This is a genomic window from Paraburkholderia lebeckiae, assembly GCF_014201005.1.
GTDB lineage: Bacteria > Pseudomonadota > Gammaproteobacteria > Burkholderiales > Burkholderiaceae > Paraburkholderia > Paraburkholderia tuberum.
The window spans coordinates 15,418-32,019 of sequence record NZ_JACHDK010000014.1 but is presented as its reverse complement, the minus strand read 5'-3'; the positions used below and the strand labels follow the sequence as shown (position 1 = coordinate 32,019).

The 16,602-nt window shown below is 63.4% G+C and carries 14 protein-coding genes; 5 read left to right on the top strand and 9 right to left on the bottom strand.

All coding sequences use genetic code 11. The annotated features are described in order from the left end of the window. Positions 1 to 9: 9 nt before the first annotated feature. The 9 genes from HDG39_RS23705 to ychF form a co-directional block, all read right to left on the bottom strand. Positions 10 to 1,134, bottom strand: coding sequence for a DUF748 domain-containing protein (locus HDG39_RS23705; RefSeq protein WP_184009135.1), 1,125 nt, complete (start codon positions 1,132 to 1,134; stop codon positions 10 to 12). A gap of 156 nt (positions 1,135 to 1,290) precedes the next feature. Continuing rightward, positions 1,291 to 2,955, bottom strand: coding sequence for an energy-dependent translational throttle protein EttA (ettA, locus tag HDG39_RS23700; RefSeq protein WP_018420110.1), 1,665 nt, complete (start codon positions 2,953 to 2,955; stop codon positions 1,291 to 1,293). Between the two features lie 232 nt (positions 2,956 to 3,187). Beyond that, positions 3,188 to 4,276, bottom strand: a complete 1,089-nt coding sequence (locus HDG39_RS23695; protein WP_184009133.1) for a sn-glycerol-3-phosphate import ATP-binding protein UgpC — start codon at positions 4,274 to 4,276, stop codon at positions 3,188 to 3,190. A gap of 50 nt (positions 4,277 to 4,326) precedes the next feature. Next, positions 4,327 to 5,172 (bottom strand): sn-glycerol-3-phosphate ABC transporter permease UgpE, encoded by an 846-nt coding sequence (gene ugpE / locus HDG39_RS23690; protein WP_018420112.1) that lies wholly within the window; start codon positions 5,170 to 5,172, stop codon positions 4,327 to 4,329. Then, positions 5,169 to 6,053: a sn-glycerol-3-phosphate ABC transporter permease UgpA gene (gene ugpA, locus HDG39_RS23685; protein ID WP_184009131.1), complete on the bottom strand. Its 885-nt coding sequence runs from the start codon at positions 6,051 to 6,053 to the stop codon at positions 5,169 to 5,171. The genes ugpE and ugpA overlap by 4 nt, the downstream gene beginning before the upstream one ends. Before the next feature lie 71 nt (positions 6,054 to 6,124). Further along, a complete protein-coding gene (ugpB, locus tag HDG39_RS23680; protein WP_184009129.1) occupies positions 6,125 to 7,450 on the bottom strand; it encodes a sn-glycerol-3-phosphate ABC transporter substrate-binding protein UgpB in 1,326 nt (441 codons plus the stop codon). A 225-nt stretch (positions 7,451 to 7,675) separates the two neighbouring features. Next, positions 7,676 to 8,248 carry a DUF4276 family protein gene (locus HDG39_RS23675; RefSeq protein WP_311735895.1) on the bottom strand — a complete coding sequence of 191 codons (573 nt, stop codon included), beginning with the start codon at positions 8,246 to 8,248 and terminating at the stop codon, positions 7,676 to 7,678. A 17-nt stretch (positions 8,249 to 8,265) separates the two neighbouring features. Further along, complete coding sequence (locus tag HDG39_RS23670; protein ID WP_184009125.1) at positions 8,266 to 9,471, bottom strand: AAA family ATPase; 1,206 nt, start codon at positions 9,469 to 9,471, stop codon at positions 8,266 to 8,268. 248 nt (positions 9,472 to 9,719) lie between these two features. Continuing rightward, on the bottom strand, positions 9,720 to 10,814 hold the full coding sequence (ychF, locus tag HDG39_RS23665; protein ID WP_184009123.1) for a redox-regulated ATPase YchF: 1,095 nt from the start codon (positions 10,812 to 10,814) through the stop codon (positions 9,720 to 9,722). A 395-nt stretch (positions 10,815 to 11,209) separates the two neighbouring features. On the opposite strand from ychF, the gene HDG39_RS23660 reads away from it, so the two are divergent. The 5 genes from HDG39_RS23660 (at position 11,210) to HDG39_RS23640 (ending at position 16,515) form a co-directional block, all read left to right on the top strand. Continuing rightward, complete coding sequence (locus HDG39_RS23660) at positions 11,210 to 11,452, top strand: hypothetical protein (RefSeq protein ID WP_260328214.1); 243 nt, start codon at positions 11,210 to 11,212, stop codon at positions 11,450 to 11,452. A 236-nt stretch (positions 11,453 to 11,688) separates the two neighbouring features. Beyond that, a complete protein-coding gene (locus HDG39_RS23655) occupies positions 11,689 to 12,861 on the top strand; it encodes a UbiH/UbiF family hydroxylase (protein ID WP_184009121.1) in 1,173 nt (390 codons plus the stop codon). Between the two features lie 204 nt (positions 12,862 to 13,065). Further along, positions 13,066 to 13,791 (top strand): DsbC family protein, encoded by a 726-nt coding sequence (locus HDG39_RS23650; RefSeq protein WP_018420119.1) that lies wholly within the window; start codon positions 13,066 to 13,068, stop codon positions 13,789 to 13,791. A gap of 145 nt (positions 13,792 to 13,936) precedes the next feature. After that, positions 13,937 to 15,727 (top strand): M61 family metallopeptidase, encoded by a 1,791-nt coding sequence (locus HDG39_RS23645; protein ID WP_184009119.1) that lies wholly within the window; start codon positions 13,937 to 13,939, stop codon positions 15,725 to 15,727. Positions 15,728 to 15,918: 191 nt separating this feature from the next. Further along, on the top strand, positions 15,919 to 16,515 hold the full coding sequence (locus tag HDG39_RS23640; RefSeq protein WP_184009117.1) for an FMN-dependent NADH-azoreductase: 597 nt from the start codon (positions 15,919 to 15,921) through the stop codon (positions 16,513 to 16,515). Positions 16,516 to 16,602: the final 87 nt, after the last annotated feature.

Here is a 16,602-nt window from a genome sequence, read left to right as displayed (position 1 = left end):
CCGCCGCCGCTACTGCCCCAGCAGATTCTTCAGCGCATTGCCAAGACCCTTGACGGTCTCGCCCGCACCCTTCGCGACGCCTTCGACGCTGACCCCGAGCGCCTTCGCAAACCCCGCGCCGATGCGCGTGAGGATTCCTTCGCGCACCGAGAACTTCGGATCGCGCAGATCGCCGTCGAGCACGAAATGCAGCGTGATGTCGCCGTTATGCGTCTTCAGCGCCGCGACGGCGGCGCGGGTCGGAATCGACATGAACGTCTCGAGCGGATTGTCGGATTCGGCGAGTTGCAGATTGCGGACCGTCACCGTGCCGGGCGCATGGAGATGATAGTTCCGCACCGTCGATTCGATCGTCAGGTCGACGGTGCCGCCCGTCACCTGTGCGCGCGTGCCGGCCTTCTTCAGCAGATACGGATCGAGCATCGCAATATCGACGCCGTGCAGCGTGCTCGTCGTCTGCGAATCGCGGCTGGCGATTTTGATCCAGCCGTCGAACGTCGCGGTGCCCGTATGCGCCGGGCCCTTCATCGAGCCGCGAACGCTGACATTGGTCGGTTCGGTAAGCGCCGGCAAATGCAGATGGTCGACGCTTGCGTTGGCGTTGCTGACCGTGACCTTGAACGGCGGCGGCCCGACAGTCATGTCGTAGAAATGGAAGTTGCCGTGTTCGAAGCGGATATGGTCGACCAGCTTTTCGCGCGGGATCGGCGGCGCCGTGCCGGCGTTGCCCGGCTGATCGCCGCGGTTAAGCGATTCGCGCAGGTTCGGCAGCAGATTCAGCGAGCCGTCCTTCGTGCGTAACACGGCCATGTCGAAGCCGCGCACGACGACCTCGCGGATATGCATGCGCCGCGCGATCAGATCGCGCACGTCCGGGGTGATCGTGATTTCGTCGGCGCGTAGCGGTTCGCCCGCTGGCCAGCCAGGCGGCGCTTTTAGCACGACGTGGGTGAGGTGTACCGAGGTGAGGCCGACGTCGATACTGTCGGCGCTGCCAAGCGGCCCGAGCGCCGCGCTGACGCGATTCTTGACCTCCTGTTGCGCGAATTGCATTGCGCCGATCGCGATCAGAATCAACGCCAATAGCGTTGCCCCCAAGACGACGATCCAGCGCCTGACCTTCGACATCGCCATGCCTGTCTCCTCGTCACCGCATCGCGCGGCGTGGTGTTGACCGTCTGTCGCGTGCGCGAGACTTTCACGCGCGCCTCCATCTAGCGACGGTCAGCAACGCGCATGCCCCGCGGCCCATCCGGCATTGCGCCAGACGGGCCGTCGTCCGCCCGCTTCTTAACGCGAGATCGGTTTGTAGCGCAGGCGCTTCGGCCGCGCGCCTTCCTCGCCGAGACGCGCGCGCTTGTCCGCTTCGTATTCCTGGTAGTTGCCGTCGAAGAACGTGACTTGCGAGTCGCCTTCGAACGCGAGGATATGCGTCGCGATGCGATCGAGGAACCAGCGATCGTGCGAAATCACGAGCACCGAGCCCGCGAATTCGAGCAGCGCGTCTTCGAGCGCGCGCAGCGTTTCGACGTCGAGGTCGTTCGACGGTTCGTCGAGCAGCAGTACGTTGCCGCCCGCGATCAGCGTCTTCGCCAGATGCAGACGACCGCGCTCGCCGCCGGACAGATTGCCGACGATCTTCTGCTGGTCGCCGCCCTTGAAATTGAAGCGGCCGATATACGCGCGCGACGGCGTTTCGTACTTGCCGACCGTCAGCACGTCGGCACCACCCGAGATTTCCTCGAACACGGTCTTGGTGCCTGCGAGCGCTTCGCGGCTCTGGTCCACGTAAGCGAGCTTGACGGTCGGACCCTGCACGATTTCGCCCGAATCCGGTTGTTCGCGACCGGTCAGCATCCGGAACAGCGTCGACTTGCCGGCGCCGTTCGGACCGATGATGCCGACGATCGCGCCGGCCGGGATCTTGAAGCTGACGTTATCGAGCAGCAGCCGGTCGCCGTACGACTTGCTGACGTTCTTGAACTCGATCACTTCATTGCCGAGGCGGTCGCCGACCGGAATGAAGATTTCCTGCGTTTCGTTGCGCTTCTGGTAGTCCTGGCTGTTCAGTTCCTCGAAGCGCGCGATACGCGCCTTCGACTTCGCCTGACGGCCCTTCGGGTTCTGGCGCACCCACTCGAGTTCCTTCTTGATCGCCTTCTGACGCGCGGACTCCGACGCTTCTTCCTGCTTCAGGCGCTCTTCCTTCTGATCGAGCCAGCTGCTGTAGTTGCCCTTCCACGGAATGCCGTGACCGCGGTCGAGTTCGAGAATCCACTCGGCGGCGTTGTCGAGGAAGTAGCGATCGTGCGTGACGGCGACCACGGTGCCCGGGAAGCGCGTCAGGAACTGCTCGAGCCATTCGACCGATTCCGCGTCGAGGTGGTTGGTCGGCTCGTCGAGCAGCAGCATGTCGGGCTTTTGCAGCAGCAGCTTGCACAGCGCGACGCGGCGCTTTTCGCCGCCCGACAGATGCTCGATCTTCGCGTCCCATGCCGGCAGGCGCAGTGCGTCGGCAGCGATTTCGATCTGCTGCTCGGCGCTGCCGTCGGTCGTTGCGAGGATCGCTTCGTACTTCGCCTGCTCGGCGGCGAGCGCATCGAAGTCGGCGTCCGGCTCCGCGTAGGCCGCGTAGATCTCGTCGAGCTTTTTCTGCGCGTTGAACACGTCGCCGAGGCCTTCCTCGACCGCTTCACGCACGGTTTTCTGCGGATCGAGTTGCGGCTCCTGCGGCAGATAGCCGATGTTCAGGTTCGGCATCGGTGTCGCTTCGCCTTCGATCTCCGTGTCCACACCGGCCATGATGCGGATCAGGGTCGACTTGCCCGAGCCGTTCAGGCCGAGCAGGCCGATCTTCGCGCCGGGGAAGAACGATAGCGAAATGTCTTTGAGGATCTGGCGCTTGGGCGGCACGATTTTGCCGACCCGGTTCATGGTGAAAACGTATTGGGCCATTTGCTTGCAGTAGACGTTGACGACGCCGGCCGCGTGCGGGCGGGCAGTCGGGGGTGAATGGGTAATCGGTGTGAGGGCCGGGCGGAACACCCGGCGCCGGCCGGCGCGGCGTCGGATTCGACGGCGCTGCCGCGCGCGGCATGTGGTTCAGGTGGCATTGTACTTCGCGGCGAGGGCCGGGCGGCAGGGGAGTTCCGGCGGCGGGCCGCCGTCGCGGCGCTCCGCGGGCGTCTCAGTTCGCGCGCCGTCCAGTCGCCGGATCGAAGAAGTGCAGATGCTGCGCGGGCAGCACGACCTGCAGCGCCTCGCCGGCCGCGGGACGATGCGCGTGAGGCAGCCGCGCGGTCACATCGTGCTTGCCCCAGCGGCCGTGCGCGAGATTGTCCGCGCCGAGAATTTCGCAAGAATCGACGCTCAGTGTCGCGAACGGTGCGTTGGCCGTGCCCGGGCTCAGATGCTCGGGGCGAATGCCGAGCGTCCACTCGCGGCCTGTCGCGACTTCGCGGCCGATCGACGGCACGCCCGCGAGCGGCAGCTTCGGACCGTTGCCGGCGACGTCGAAGGTCGAGCCGTCGTCCGAGACACGGCCTTCGAGCAGGTTCATCCCCGGCGAGCCGATGAAGCTCGCGACGAACACCGTGGCTGGCCGCTCGTAGACTTCGGTCGGCGCGCCGATCTGCTCGGCGTGGCCCTGGTTCATCACGATCACGCGCTGCGCCAGCGTCATCGCTTCGATCTGATCGTGCGTGACGTACAGACTCGTGGTCTTGAGGCGCGCATGCAGGCGCTGGATTTCGAGGCGCATCTGCACGCGCAGACGCGCGTCGAGATTCGACAGCGGCTCGTCGAACAGAAACACCGCCGGCTCGCGCACGATCGCGCGGCCCATCGCGACGCGCTGCCGCTGCCCGCCCGACAACTCGCGCGGCTTGCGCTGCAGCAGCGCGCCGAGCTCGAGAATCTGCGCGGCGGCTTCGACGCGTTTCGCGATCTGCGCACGATCGACGCCCGCGATCTTCAGCGCGTAACCCATGTTCTCGGCCACGCTCATATGCGGATACAGCGCGTAGTTCTGGAACACCATCGCGATGTTGCGATCCTTCGGCTCCAGTTCGTTGACGACCTTGCCGGCGATCGAAATGCTGCCGTCGGAGATGCGCTCGAGCCCGGCGACCATCCGCAGCAAGGTCGATTTGCCGCAGCCGGACGGGCCGACCATGACGACGAATTCGCCGTCGGCGACGTCGACGTCGATGCCGTGCAACACGAACTGTTTGCCGTCGTAGGTTTTCTTAACGCTTTGCAGAGTCAGTGCAGCCATGCCGTTCTAGCCTTTGATTTTGAGTGCTTGGCGCAGTCCGCCATACCGGATCATTTTTCCGAATCCACGAGGCCGCGCACGAACCAGCGCTGCATCGTCAGCACGACGACGAGCGGCGGCAGCATCGCGAGCAGCGTGGCCGTCATCACCAGATGCCATTCGGTCGCGGTATCGCCCGAGGCGATCATCCCCTTGATGCCGATCACCGCGGTGATCAGCGACTGCTGGCTGGTGATCAGGATCGGCCACAGATACTGGTTCCAGCCGTAGATGAACGTGATCACGAAGAGCGCCGCCATCGTGGTCCGCGACAGCGGCAGCACGACGTCCCAGAAGAAGCGCAGCGCGCCCGCGCCGTCGATGCGCGCGGCTTCCATCAGCTCGTCCGGCAGCGTCTTGAAGAACTGGCGGAACAGGAACGTCGCGGTCGCCGACGCGATCAGAGGCAGCGTCAAACCGGTGTACGTATTGCTCAGATGCATCGACGACACCACCTGCACGGTCGGGAAAATCCGCACTTCGACCGGCAGCATCAGCGTGATGAAGATCAGCCAGAACGCGAGCGTGCGAAACGGAAAGCGGAAGTAGACGATCGCGTACGCGGAGATCATCGATACGGCGATCTTGCCGATCGCGATGACGAGCGCCATCACGAGGCTGTTGAACAGCATGCGATTGAACGGCGCCGCGGCGTTGCCGGTGCCCTGCGTCCAGATCGTGACGATGTTCTCGAACAGATGCGTGCTCGGCACGAGCGACAGCGGCACCGTGAACACCTCGTGCTCGCTCATCGTCGCCGCGCAGAACGCGACGTACACCGGAAACACCACCAGCGCGACGCCGATGATCAGCACCGCGTGACAGAACAGGTCGAAACCGCGTCGGTTCTCGATCATGAGTATTGAACCCTGCGTTCGATGAAGCGGAATTGCACGACGGTCAGCGCCACGACGATGATCATCAGCACGACCGACTGCGCGCCCGAACTGCCGATGTCGAGCCCCTGGAAGCCTTCGGCGAAAATCTTGTAGATCAGCGTGCGAGTGGCCTGGCCTGGGCCGCCGCCGGTTGCCGCGTCGATCACGGGAAAGGTGTCGAAGAACGCGTAGGTGATGTTGATCACCAGCAGAAAGAACGTGGTCGGCGACAGCAGCGGCAGGGCGATGCCGAAGAAGCGGCGCACCGGACCGGCGCCGTCGATCGCGGCCGCTTCGATCAGCGAGCGCGGAATCGCCTGCAGGCCCGCATAGAAGAACAGGAAGTTATAGCTGATCTGCTGCCACACCGACGCGAGCACGACGAGGAACATCGCCTGACCGGGGTTCAGCGCGTGATTCCACACGATGCCGTATCTCGCGAGCGCATACGTGACGAGGCCGATGCTCGGGTTGAACAGGAACGACCACAGCACCGCGGCGATCGCGGGCGCGACCGCGTACGGCCAGATCAGCAGCGTTTGATAGGCCTTCGCGCCGCGCGTCACGCGATCCGCGCAGACCGCGAGCAACAGCGATATCACGAGGCCCGACACGGTGACGAGCGTGCAGAACACGATCGTCGTGTTGAACGACGCCAGATACAGCGGGTCGGCGAAGAGCTGTTTGAAGTTCGCGAGTCCGACGAACGCGCTCGACGTACCGAACGCGTCCTGGGTTTGCGTCGATTGCCAGAGCGCGACGCCCGCCGGCCAGAGGAAGAACACGAGCGTGATGAGCAGCTGCGGCGCGACGAGCAGGTAGGGCAGCGCGCTGGTGCCGAAGTAGGAGCGCTTTTCCATCGGGATGTCCAGAGTGTGCCGCAACGACGGGTTCCCGCGCGGGAGCGCCGGAACCTGCCTGCAGGCGATGCTTAGTTACCGGCCTTTTCGAAGCGGCGCAGCAGGTCGTCGCCGCGCGCGACGGACGAGTCGAGCGCCTGTTGCGGCGTCTTCTTGTCCGCCCACACCTGCTCGAGTTCTTCGTCGATCACGGTGCGGATCTGCGGCATGTTGCCCAGACGCAGGCCCTTCGTGAACGGCAGCGGTGGCTTGTTCAGCATCTGGCGGATCGCGGTGTCGCTGCCGGGGTTCTTGTCGTAGAAGCCCTGCTGGCGCGTCAGATCGTACGCGGCGGTCGCGATCGGCAGATAGCCGGTGTCCTGATGCCACTTCGCGGCGACTGGCGCCGTGGCCAGATAGGCGAGAAACCTCGCGACGCCCTTGTAGACAGCCGGATCCTTGCCCGACAGCACCCACAGGCTCGCCCCGCCGATGATCGCGTTCTGCGGCGCACCCTTCACGCTGTCGTCGTACGGCATCATGCCGGTGCCGAAGTTGAACTTCGCGTATTTCTTGATCGTCGCGAGCGAGCCTGACGAGTTCGTGATGATGCCGCAGTCGCCGCTATAGAACTTCGACACCGGTTCGTCCTTGCGGCCGACATAGGTGAACGTGCCGTCCTTCGCCATGTTCTGCAGGAACTGGATGTGCGCGACCTGCAGCGGCTTGTTGAATTCGAGCTGCGCGTCCATGCCGTCGAAGCCGTTGTTACGCGACGCGAACGGCGCCGCATGCCACGCGCTGTAGTTCTCGAGCTGAATCCAGCTTTGCCAGCCCGACGAGTAGCCGCACGACATGCCCGAGGCCTTCAGCTTCTGCGCATCGGTGTGCAACTCGGCCCAGGTCTTCGGCGGCTGGTTGGGATCGAGGCCAGCCTTCTTGAACGCATCCTTGTTGTAGTACAGCACCGGCGTCGAGCTGTTGAACGGCATCGAGATCAGTTCGCCGGTTTTCGAGTCGCTGTAATAGCTCGCGATGGTCGGCACGAAGGCTTTCTGATCGAGCGGCAGGCCCGCGTCCTTGAATACCTGCGTGACCGGGACGATGGCTTTCTTCGCCTGCATCATCGTCGCGGTGCCGACTTCGTAGACCTGCAGGATGGCCGGCGCGTTGCCGCTGCGATAGGCAGCGATGCCGGCGGCGAGGGTCTGGTCGTAGGTGCCCTTGAACACGGGCACGATCTTGTAGTCGTTTTGCGATTTGTTGAAGTCGTTCGCGATGTCGTTCAGACGTTCACCCAGTGCGGCTTCCATGGCGTGCCAGAACTGGATTTCGGTCGCGGCGTGAGCCGCCTGGCTGACGCCGATGCTCAATACAGCGGCGACGGAAAGTGAACGGAACAGCGGCTTGTAATTCATCGTTTTTGTCTCCGGTTCGGAAGGGGCGCGGACGCGAATCGCGCGATTCTAGTTGTGTTCGATGACATTCCGGCGGCGGCGCGCCGGAAGCCGAAATTTAGCATTGGCTGTCAGGGAAAAGAAATAAACGGGAGGCGAAAATTCGAGGTGACCGGACAGCGTTGGAGGCTCAAGGGGACGATATTGAGCGCCAAGCCAAGGTGTGTTTCGGTTTGAATTTTCGGTTCAAGGACGCTGAGAGACATGGGTCTGCCATTCCCTGTGCAACTTGCGAAACGAGCGGCTGTTGTCCAATGCTTGTTGCAGATCCATCCTTGCGGTGAATGCAGGTTGATCGAGTATTTCGCTGTACGTGCCACTTTGCATATGCTCTCTCATCCATCCTTTGGCATTACGCGGAGTCTCTGCATCTAGTAATTCAGTGGGTGCAATAGAAAAGCCACGCGCTCCGTCAAGGGACGGCGCCGCCGCAATGAACCAAGCCTCGAACTCTCGATTCGCCAGGACAACCGATAACCGCCGATGTGGCACGTATTGTCGTGCGCGCTCGAATATCTTCTGTCCGAGTCTTGCCGGGCAATCGTCATCCGCATCTAGTACGATCAAGATCCATCCATCCTCGCCAGTCTTGGCAGCCGCCAGGAGCAATTGCCTGCGGAATTCCTCTTCTTTGTTCAAAAACTTGTCTCGCCGTACCCGAATAGGCTGTAGAGGGTTTATCACCGTGTCAGGAGACCATTGGGCAGCCATTCTTCGCAAGAGTATCGGCAATGCCGAGACTTCCCCATCACCCTCCACAATCGACGCGATGGGAATCACGACCGCACCTCGCTGAACAAATCGAACTGGACTTCGCTTTGCTGCTTGATGATTTGGCGGTCAGGCGCCAACTGGTTCATTCGTAATAGTTCTCCGGCGGAAAACAGATGATCACGCAACACTTGACGGGAAGCTTGGTCCAACGGAGCAATCTGTGTTTCCCCTCCCTCAGAGACGACGGCTAGGATGGCGTCTACGTCGATACCACGATCATCTAGCAGATCAGGGCTATGGCTAGTCACAAGCACTTGTGTGTGCTTGGCCGACTGAACTAAAACCTCTCTTAAGGCCGCACTCGCTGCCGGGTGCAGCGCCGTTTCCGGCTCTTCAATGCCGATCAAAGTGGGCGCGTAATCAACATTGGTTTGGAGTAGCGCTGTCAACACACCGAGCGCACGCAAGGTGCCGTCGGACATGTTCTGAGCCAGAAATTTCCACGGATACTTGGCTCCTGCCATATCCTGTCGAAACTCGAGCGTCTCCATTGGACCGATGGCCTTGCGCTCCACGCCATGCACCATGGGCACGACTGACTGGAGGTATTCTTTGATGGCCTCCACGCGATCCGGTGCCACGCGCTCGAGATGACCGATGACGCTAGCGATATTTTCGCCCACGGGCTTAAGCAAACGGCCATCCTGCGGCTTTTGAAGCTCACGCATCAATTTGGGGTTTAGGTTATAAAACCCCATCGCAGTTAAGGCATCGAACACGGGCCTGAATGCCGTGAAGCCTGATGCCGCCACGAGAGCCAACCGGTCAGCGGTAATGGCAGGAAAGGCAGTTTCGCTACTGTCGAGTAAGCGGCCTTTCTCTATGCGGAAGAAAGGTCCCTTGCCGATGCCATCGATCACACATTTTTCGTGTTGTACTTCATAGCCTCCGCTGGCCATGGCACCGATGTCGAAGGCATACCATCCGTAGCGACCATCCTTGAGTCGAAACTCGATCCGGATGCCGAAATGCGTTGGATGTCCACTCGAACGTCGCCGCACTTCATTCAACCCACCTCGTTCATTAATCGCGTTGTCCAAGGAACCTGCCAAAGCATCGCGAACGAAGTGCAAGGCATCTAAAAAATTGCTTTTGCCAGCACCGTTCTGCCCGACAAGATATGTCAGGGGCTGCAAGCGGACGTCACAGTGACCGATGCTCTTGTAGTTGCGCAGCACTACGCGCTGGATAAAAACGGTATGCGACATGAAAGCCTCACTGTCCGGACAATCGCTTCAACGAGCCAACCGGTCTGAATGGGTTACTGTACGTTTGACACCATTATTACCTTACCCCTCAGGTGATTGATTACCTCGAGGCTTCCCTCTGCATTGCTAGGACTGCGCGAACAATAGAAAGCCGCGGCGAATCTCATTCAGAAGGCTACCTATTTGAAATCCGGGTAGTTGGCCTTCCATTCAACGCACTCGTGCTCTGTTGGAAGCAGTAGTCGGCTTTAGACGTTGAACAAAAAGTTCATCACGTCGCCATCATGCACGACGTATTCCTTGCCTTCCGCGCGCATCTTGCCGGCTTCCTTCGCGCCTTGTTCACCCTTGTAGGTGATGTAGTCGTCGAAGCTGATCGTCTGCGCGCGGATGAAGCCGCGCTCGAAGTCGGTGTGGATCGCGCCGGCTGCCTTCGGCGCCGTGTCGCCGACGTGGATCGTCCACGCGCGCACTTCCTTCACGCCGGCCGTGAAGTAGGTCTGCAGGCCGAGCAGCTTGAAGCCCGCGCGGATCACGCGGTTCAAGCCCGGCTCATGCATGCCCATGTCGGCGAGGAAGACTTCCATGTCGGCTTCGTCGAGGTCGGCGATTTCCGCTTCGACCGCCGCGCACACGGCCACGACCGGCGCGCCTTCCGCGGCCGCGAACTTCGTGATCGCGTCGAGGTGCGGGTTGTTCTCGAAGCCGTTTTCCTTCACGTTGGCGACGTACATCGTCGGCTTCGCGGTGATCAGACAGAACGGCTTGAGCGTGGCCTTTTCTTCATCGGTCAGATCGAGCGCGCGGACCGGCTTCGCCTGGTCGAGCTGCGCGCGGACCTTCTCCAGCACCGCCGCGTTCTTCGCGGCTTCCTTGTCGTTGCCCGACTTGGCCGCCTTGGAATAGCGCGCGAGCGCCTTCTCGACGGTGGCGAGGTCGGCAAGCGCGAGTTCGGTGTTGATCACCTCGATGTCCGACAGCGGATCGATCTTGTTCGCGACGTGAATCACGTTGTCGTCTTCGAAGCAGCGCACGACGTGCGTGATCGCGTCGGTTTCGCGGATGTTCGCGAGGAACTGGTTGCCGAGGCCTTCGCCCTTGCTCGCGCCGGCCACCAGACCGGCGATGTCGACGAACTCGACCACGGCCGGCAGGATGCGCTCCGGCTTGACGATTTCGGCGAGCGCCTTCAGCCGCGCGTCCGGCACCTCGACGATGCCGACGTTCGGCTCGATCGTGCAGAACGGATAGTTTTCGGCGGCGATGCCCGCCTTGGTCAGCGCGTTGAACAGGGTGGACTTGCCGACGTTGGGCAGGCCGACGATGCCGCATTTGAGGCTCATGGAAATCCTTCGGTGAATCAGTAGGTTGCGTGATGCGCTCGACGCTGCGCGCGGATTCGGAAAGCCTTCGCGTAAGGTGGGGCGCGGCAGGCTCAGCGGAGCGGACAAGACACCGAATCGGGGCGTTGGCTCGACGATTGAGTGCGAGTTTTCACGGAAAGCGCAATTGTAACCCGTTCGCCCGCGCGGACCCGCCGGCGCATTTGCGCGAAGCCACTGTAGAATCGTCAGGTCAGAGTCGGCAGAGCCCCAATTTCCGGGGGAGCAGCGTGGGAATCATCAGATGGGTTGGGATCGGCGTCGTCGCCGCGGTCGTGGTGGGCTCGGTCGCGACATGGGTCGCGCCGAATTTCGACGAAGCGCAGGCCACCACGGACCGTTAGACCATCGATTGTTTGACGACCCACCTGTCGCACGAAGATCACGCCGACATCGCGCGGTTTGCCGATAAGAACGACTACGACTCGCTGTGGCGCGTGTTCGACCGCGTGTTCCCCGACTGCGCGGTACGCAGCGATCAGCGCGATCGCAAGGCGGAGCTCGAGGCGGCCGCGTGGCGCAACCTCTCGTCCGATCGCGACTTCATGCGCATGCGCGAGGCGAACGCGGCGCTCGCGGCAAGCGCCGCGACGCACTAGCACGACGCATCGAGGCCGCGCGGCCACCCGCCCGGGAGGCAGATGCGCGTGGCCGCCGACGCGTGAAGTGCGGATTGCGCCAGCGGTCGGCATCAGACTCGCGCAGACCCGCCGACAACCTCAGGCTGTCACCCCACACACCATGTCCGGCACGAGCCCGCGACGCCCCGCGCACAGAGCCCAACGGCCGCGCTTGTCGATCCGTCCCCCGCACCCCCCGCGGCTATAATGCGCGCATGAACGCACACCACCAGACCTTTGATGCCGCCGTGATCGGCGGCGGGCTCGTCGGCAAGACCGCGGCGCTCGCGCTCACGCAAGCCGGACTGCGCGTCGCACTGCTCGCGCAGCCTTGCGCGGCGCTGCCCGCGGGTGCTGTCTTCGACTCGCGCGTCTATGCGTTGTCGTCGAGTTCGCAGGCCTTGCTCGAACGGCTGCGGGTCTGGCAGGCGCTCGATCACACACGGCTCGGCCCCGTCTACGACATGCGCGTCTACGGCGACGCGCATGCCGAGCTGCATTTCTCGGCTTTTCAGGCATCGGTGCCGCAGCTTGCGTGGATCGTCGAGTCGTCGGTGATCGAGCGCGCGCTCGATGCCGCGCTGCGCTTCCAGCCGAACCTCACGTGGATCGACACGCGCGCGCAGGCGCTCGATTTCTCCGTCGACAACGCGAGCGTCGGCCTCGCGAACGGCAGCGTGCTCGAAGCGGATCTGGTAGTCGGCGCGGACGGCGCGCATTCGTGGGTGCGCGCGCAGATCGGCTCGAAGATGGTGCGCCGCGACTACAGACAGATCGGTGTGGTCGCCAATTTCAAGGCTGCGAAGCCGCACGGCGAAACCGCGTATCAGTGGTTCCGCGACGGCGAGATCATCGCGTTGCTGCCGATGCCGGACGGCCACGTGTCGCTGGTCTGGTCGGCCCGAACCGAACACGCCGAGCAGTTGCTCGCGCTCGATCCCGAGCGGCTCGCCGCCGAAGTCGAGCACGTGAGCGGTGAACAGTTCGGTGCGCTCGACTGCGTGACGCCCGCGCAGGGCTTCCCGCTCGCGTTGCAGACCGTGGACCGGCTCGTCGCCCCGCGTGTCGCGCTGGTCGGTGATGCCGCGCATCTGATCCATCCGTTGGCAGGACAGGGCATGAACCTCGGCTTGCGCGACGTCGCCGCGCTCGCGAGCACGATCGGCGGCAAGGAGTCGTTCCGCGACCTCGGCGACATGGTGCTGCTGCGTCGCTACGAACGCGCGCGCCGCGAAGACATTCGCGCGCTGATGATCGCCACCGACGGCCTGCAGAAACTGTTCTCGGTGCCCGGTCCGCTCGCGCGCGCCGTGCGCAATACCGGCATGGCGTTCGTCGGCGCGCAGCCATTCATCAAGCGCTGGCTCGTGTCGGCCGCGCTGGGGTAAACCGCAACGAGGCGTCGGGCGGATAGCCGATGGCCGGTCACGGGCGCCCGGGACAGGTATCATGACCGGGTCGACGCGCAGCGATCCGTCCCTTATCCGACCCCGATCGATCCTGATCGAGCCTGGTTCAACAGATAGGCGGCCGAAACGCGCGGCCGGAACGTAAAAAACGCGCAGGTGCGCGACTGACTCCAGGACTCCAGCATGAAAAAGACCTTCCGCATCGCCGTCGCCGCGCTCGCGATCGGTGCCGCTACGCTCGGCTGCTCGGCGCAGGCCGACCAGACCACCGACAAGCTCAAAGCCACCTTGCAAACCCGTCTGTCCGACGTGACGATCAAGGGCGTGTCGAAGACGCCGATCGCGGGTCTGTACGAAGTGAATCTCGGCACGCAGATCATCTACAGCGATGCGAGCGGCGACTACCTGATGCTCGGCGACATGGTGGACTCGAAGACGCGCAAGAATCTGACCGAGGCACGCCTGTCGGAAACCAACCGCATCGACTTCGCGAGCCTGCCGTTCGGCAACGCGGTGAAGGTCGTGCGCGGCAACGGCGCGCGCAAGATCGCAGTGTTCTCCGATCCCAACTGCCCGTACTGCAAGCAGCTCGAAAAAACGCTGCTGTCGATCGACAACGTGACGGTCTACACGTTCCTGTACCCGGTGCTGTCGCCGGATTCGACGGCCAAGTCGAAGTCGATCTGGTGCTCGGCCGATCGCGCGAAGGCGTGGGAATCGTGGATGCAGGACCGTCAGGCGCCGACCGCCGCCGCCACTTGCGACACCGCCGCGATCGACAAGAATCTCGCGCTCGGCCGCTCGATGAACGTCGAGGGCACGCCGACGGTGTTTCTCGCCGACGGTCGCCGCCTGCCCGGCGCGGTGCCCGCAGATCGGCTCGACAAGGAACTGTCGGCCGTGCACTGAACAGCGCGCTGGCCACAGCGCCACGCACGCCCCGGGCGCGCAACAGATGCAAGGTTCGAACTGAAGGAGGCGCACGCAGCGCCTCCTTTCGCATCGAGCCCCGAACTTCTCTGCCTCACTTTCCTGACACTCCCAAGCGCCGCCGATGAAGCCGATCCGCTACACCATCGTTCCGGGTAACCCCGCCGCCCACCTGTTCGAAGTCACCGTGACCGTCGCCGATCCCGATCCGGCCGGCCAGCGTTTCATGCTGCCGGTGTGGATTCCGGGCAGCTACATGGTGCGCGAGTTCGCGCGCAACATCGTCACGTTGCGCGCGGTGAACGACGCGGGCCGCAAGGTGCGCGTCGAGAAGATCGACAAGCACACGTGGCAGGCCGCGCCGGTCAAGGGAGCCTTGACGCTGCGCTACGAGGTGTACGCATGGGACCTGTCGGTGCGCGCCGCGCATCTGGACGACACGATCGGCTTTTTCAACGGCACTAGCGTGTTCCTGTCGCCGCTCGGCCATGAGGACGCGCAGTGCGTGGTCGATATCCAGAAGCCGCAGGGCGCCGCGTATCGCGGCTGGCGCGTCGCGACCGCCCTGCCGGAAGCGCGCGGCACGAAGCGCTACGGCTTCGGCGAATACCGCGCGCAGAACTACGACGAACTGATCGACCATCCTGTGACGCTCGGGGAATTCGCGCTCGCGACGTTCAAGGCGCACGGCGTGCCGCACGACGTCGTGATCGGCGGTCGCGTGATCGGGCTCGACATGGAGCGTCTGTGCAAGGACCTGAAGCGCATCTGCGAAGCGCAGATTGCGTTGTTCGAACCGAAGTCGAAGAAGGCGCCGGTCGAGCGCTACGTGTTCATGACGCAGGCCGTCACCGACGGTTACGGCGGGCTCGAGCATCGCGCGTCTACCGCGCTGATCTGCAATCGCACCGATCTGCCGGTGCAGGGCCGCGAGGCGATGAGCGAGGGCTACCGGACCTATCTCGGTCTGTGCAGCCACGAGTATTTCCACACGTGGAATGTGAAGCGGATCAAGCCGGCCGTGTTCGCGCCGTATGACCTCGGCGTCGAAAACTACACGTCGATGCTGTGGCTGTTCGAGGGCTTCACGTCGTATTACGACGACCTGATTCTCGTACGCAGCGGCGTGATCTCGCAGGACGACTATTTCGGCCTGCTCGGCAAGGTGATCGGCGGCGTGCAGCGCGGCAGCGGGCGCCTGAAGCAGAGCGTCGCCGAAAGCTCGTTCGATGCGTGGGTCAAGTACTACCGGCAGGACGAGAACGCGCCGAACGCGATCGTCAGCTATTACACGAAGGGCTCGCTGATCGCGCTCGCCTTCGACCTGACGATCCGCGCGCAGACCGGCCACCAGAAATCGCTCGACGACGTGATGCGGCTGCTGTGGAAGCGCTTTGGCCGTGATTTTTATCGAGGCAAGCTGGTCGGCGTCGACGAAAGCGAGATCGAGGCGATTTTCGCGGAAGCGAGCGGCGCGCAACTGGCCGAACTGTTCGCCGAGGGCGTGCGCGGCACGCGCGATCTGCCGCTTGACGCGCTGCTCGCGCCGTTCGGCGTGGCGCTCGCGCCGGACGTCGACAAAAACGGCAAGCCGTCGCTCGGCGTGCGGCTACGCGGCGGCGCGGATTGCGCGCTAGCGACCGTGCACGAGGGCAGCGCCGCGCAAAAGGCGGGCCTCTCCGCTGGCGACGTGCTGATCGCGATTGATGGTCTGCGCGTGACCGGCGGGAATATCGATGCTCTGCTGTCGCGCTATCAGCCGGGCGCGAAAGTCGACGTGCACGCGTTCCGCCGCGACGAGCTGCGCGTCACGCAGGTGAAGCTCGACGGCCCCGAAGTGGCGCGCTACAAGCTCGCGGTCAGCGATAACCGTCCCGCCGCGCGCAAGGCCTGCGAGCGCTGGCTCGCGAAGTGATCGGCGCGGTGGTGGGCCGCCCCGGGCGGCCCACCGATCGTCGCCTGTCCCGTCGTCAATCGGCGGAGGAGGGCGGTGGATTGTTCTACACATGCAACAATCCTTCGCCGCCGGACGGCTTTTTCGCCGGCCGGTAAAAAAACACAATGACTTCACTCGCGCAACACTGCGCGCCCCTACTGGAGTCAACCATGACCACGATCCTGCAAATCAACTCGGCAGCCCGTTCGCAAGGCGCGAACTCGACGCTTCTCGTCAACGAGCTGACGGAAAAGCTGCAACAGTCGAATCCGGGCGCGCAAGTCGTCGTCCGTAACCTGCAAGCCGAACCGCTGCCGCACCTCGACGACGCCGTGCTCGGCGCGTTCTTCACGCCGGCCGACCAGCGCACCCCGGAACAGGCCGCGATCGCCGCACGCAGCGAAGCGCTGATCGCCGAACTGCAAGCCGCCGACGTCATCGTGATCGGTGCTCCGATGTACAACTTCGGCATCTCGTCGCAACTGAAGACGTACTTCGACTTCATCGCACGTGCGGGCATCACGTTCCGTTACACCGCGAACGGTCCGGAAGGCCTCGTGACGGGCAAGAAGGTCCACGTCGTGTCGGCGCGCGGCGGCAAGTATCTCGGCACGCCGAACGATAGCCAGACGCCGTACCTGAAGAGCTTCCTCGGCTTCCTCGGTATGACCGACGTGAACTTCATCTACGCCGAAGGGCTGAACATGGGCCCGGACGCCGCGAACGCCGCGCTGAGCTCGGCACGCGAAGCGATCGCCGCGGTTTAAGCGAGTTTGTCCTGCCGCATTGCGCCGCTTCGATGCGGCGCGAGCGGTGAAAAGAATAATGCCACGGATGGGTTCACCCTCCGTGGC

Bases quoted from the DNA above. Each gene is read 5' to 3' on its own strand.
- HDG39_RS23705 (WP_184009135.1), bottom strand. From the start codon at position 1,134: ATGGCGATGTCGAAGGTCAGGCGCTGGATCGTCGTCTTGGGGGCAACG.
- ettA (WP_018420110.1), bottom strand. From the start codon at position 2,955: ATGGCCCAATACGTTTTCACCATGAACCGGGTCGGCAAAATCGTGCCG.
- HDG39_RS23695 (WP_184009133.1), bottom strand. From the start codon at position 4,276: ATGGCTGCACTGACTCTGCAAAGCGTTAAGAAAACCTACGACGGCAAA.
- ugpE (WP_018420112.1), bottom strand. From the start codon at position 5,172: ATGATCGAGAACCGACGCGGTTTCGACCTGTTCTGTCACGCGGTGCTG.
- ugpA (WP_184009131.1), bottom strand. From the start codon at position 6,053: ATGGAAAAGCGCTCCTACTTCGGCACCAGCGCGCTGCCCTACCTGCTC.
- ugpB (WP_184009129.1), bottom strand. From the start codon at position 7,450: ATGAATTACAAGCCGCTGTTCCGTTCACTTTCCGTCGCCGCTGTATTG.
- HDG39_RS23670 (WP_184009125.1), bottom strand. From the start codon at position 9,471: ATGTCGCATACCGTTTTTATCCAGCGCGTAGTGCTGCGCAACTACAAG.
- ychF (WP_184009123.1), bottom strand. From the start codon at position 10,814: ATGAGCCTCAAATGCGGCATCGTCGGCCTGCCCAACGTCGGCAAGTCC.
- HDG39_RS23655 (WP_184009121.1), top strand. From the start codon at position 11,689: ATGAACGCACACCACCAGACCTTTGATGCCGCCGTGATCGGCGGCGGG.
- HDG39_RS23650 (WP_018420119.1), top strand. From the start codon at position 13,066: ATGAAAAAGACCTTCCGCATCGCCGTCGCCGCGCTCGCGATCGGTGCC.
- HDG39_RS23645 (WP_184009119.1), top strand. From the start codon at position 13,937: ATGAAGCCGATCCGCTACACCATCGTTCCGGGTAACCCCGCCGCCCAC.
- HDG39_RS23640 (WP_184009117.1), top strand. From the start codon at position 15,919: ATGACCACGATCCTGCAAATCAACTCGGCAGCCCGTTCGCAAGGCGCG.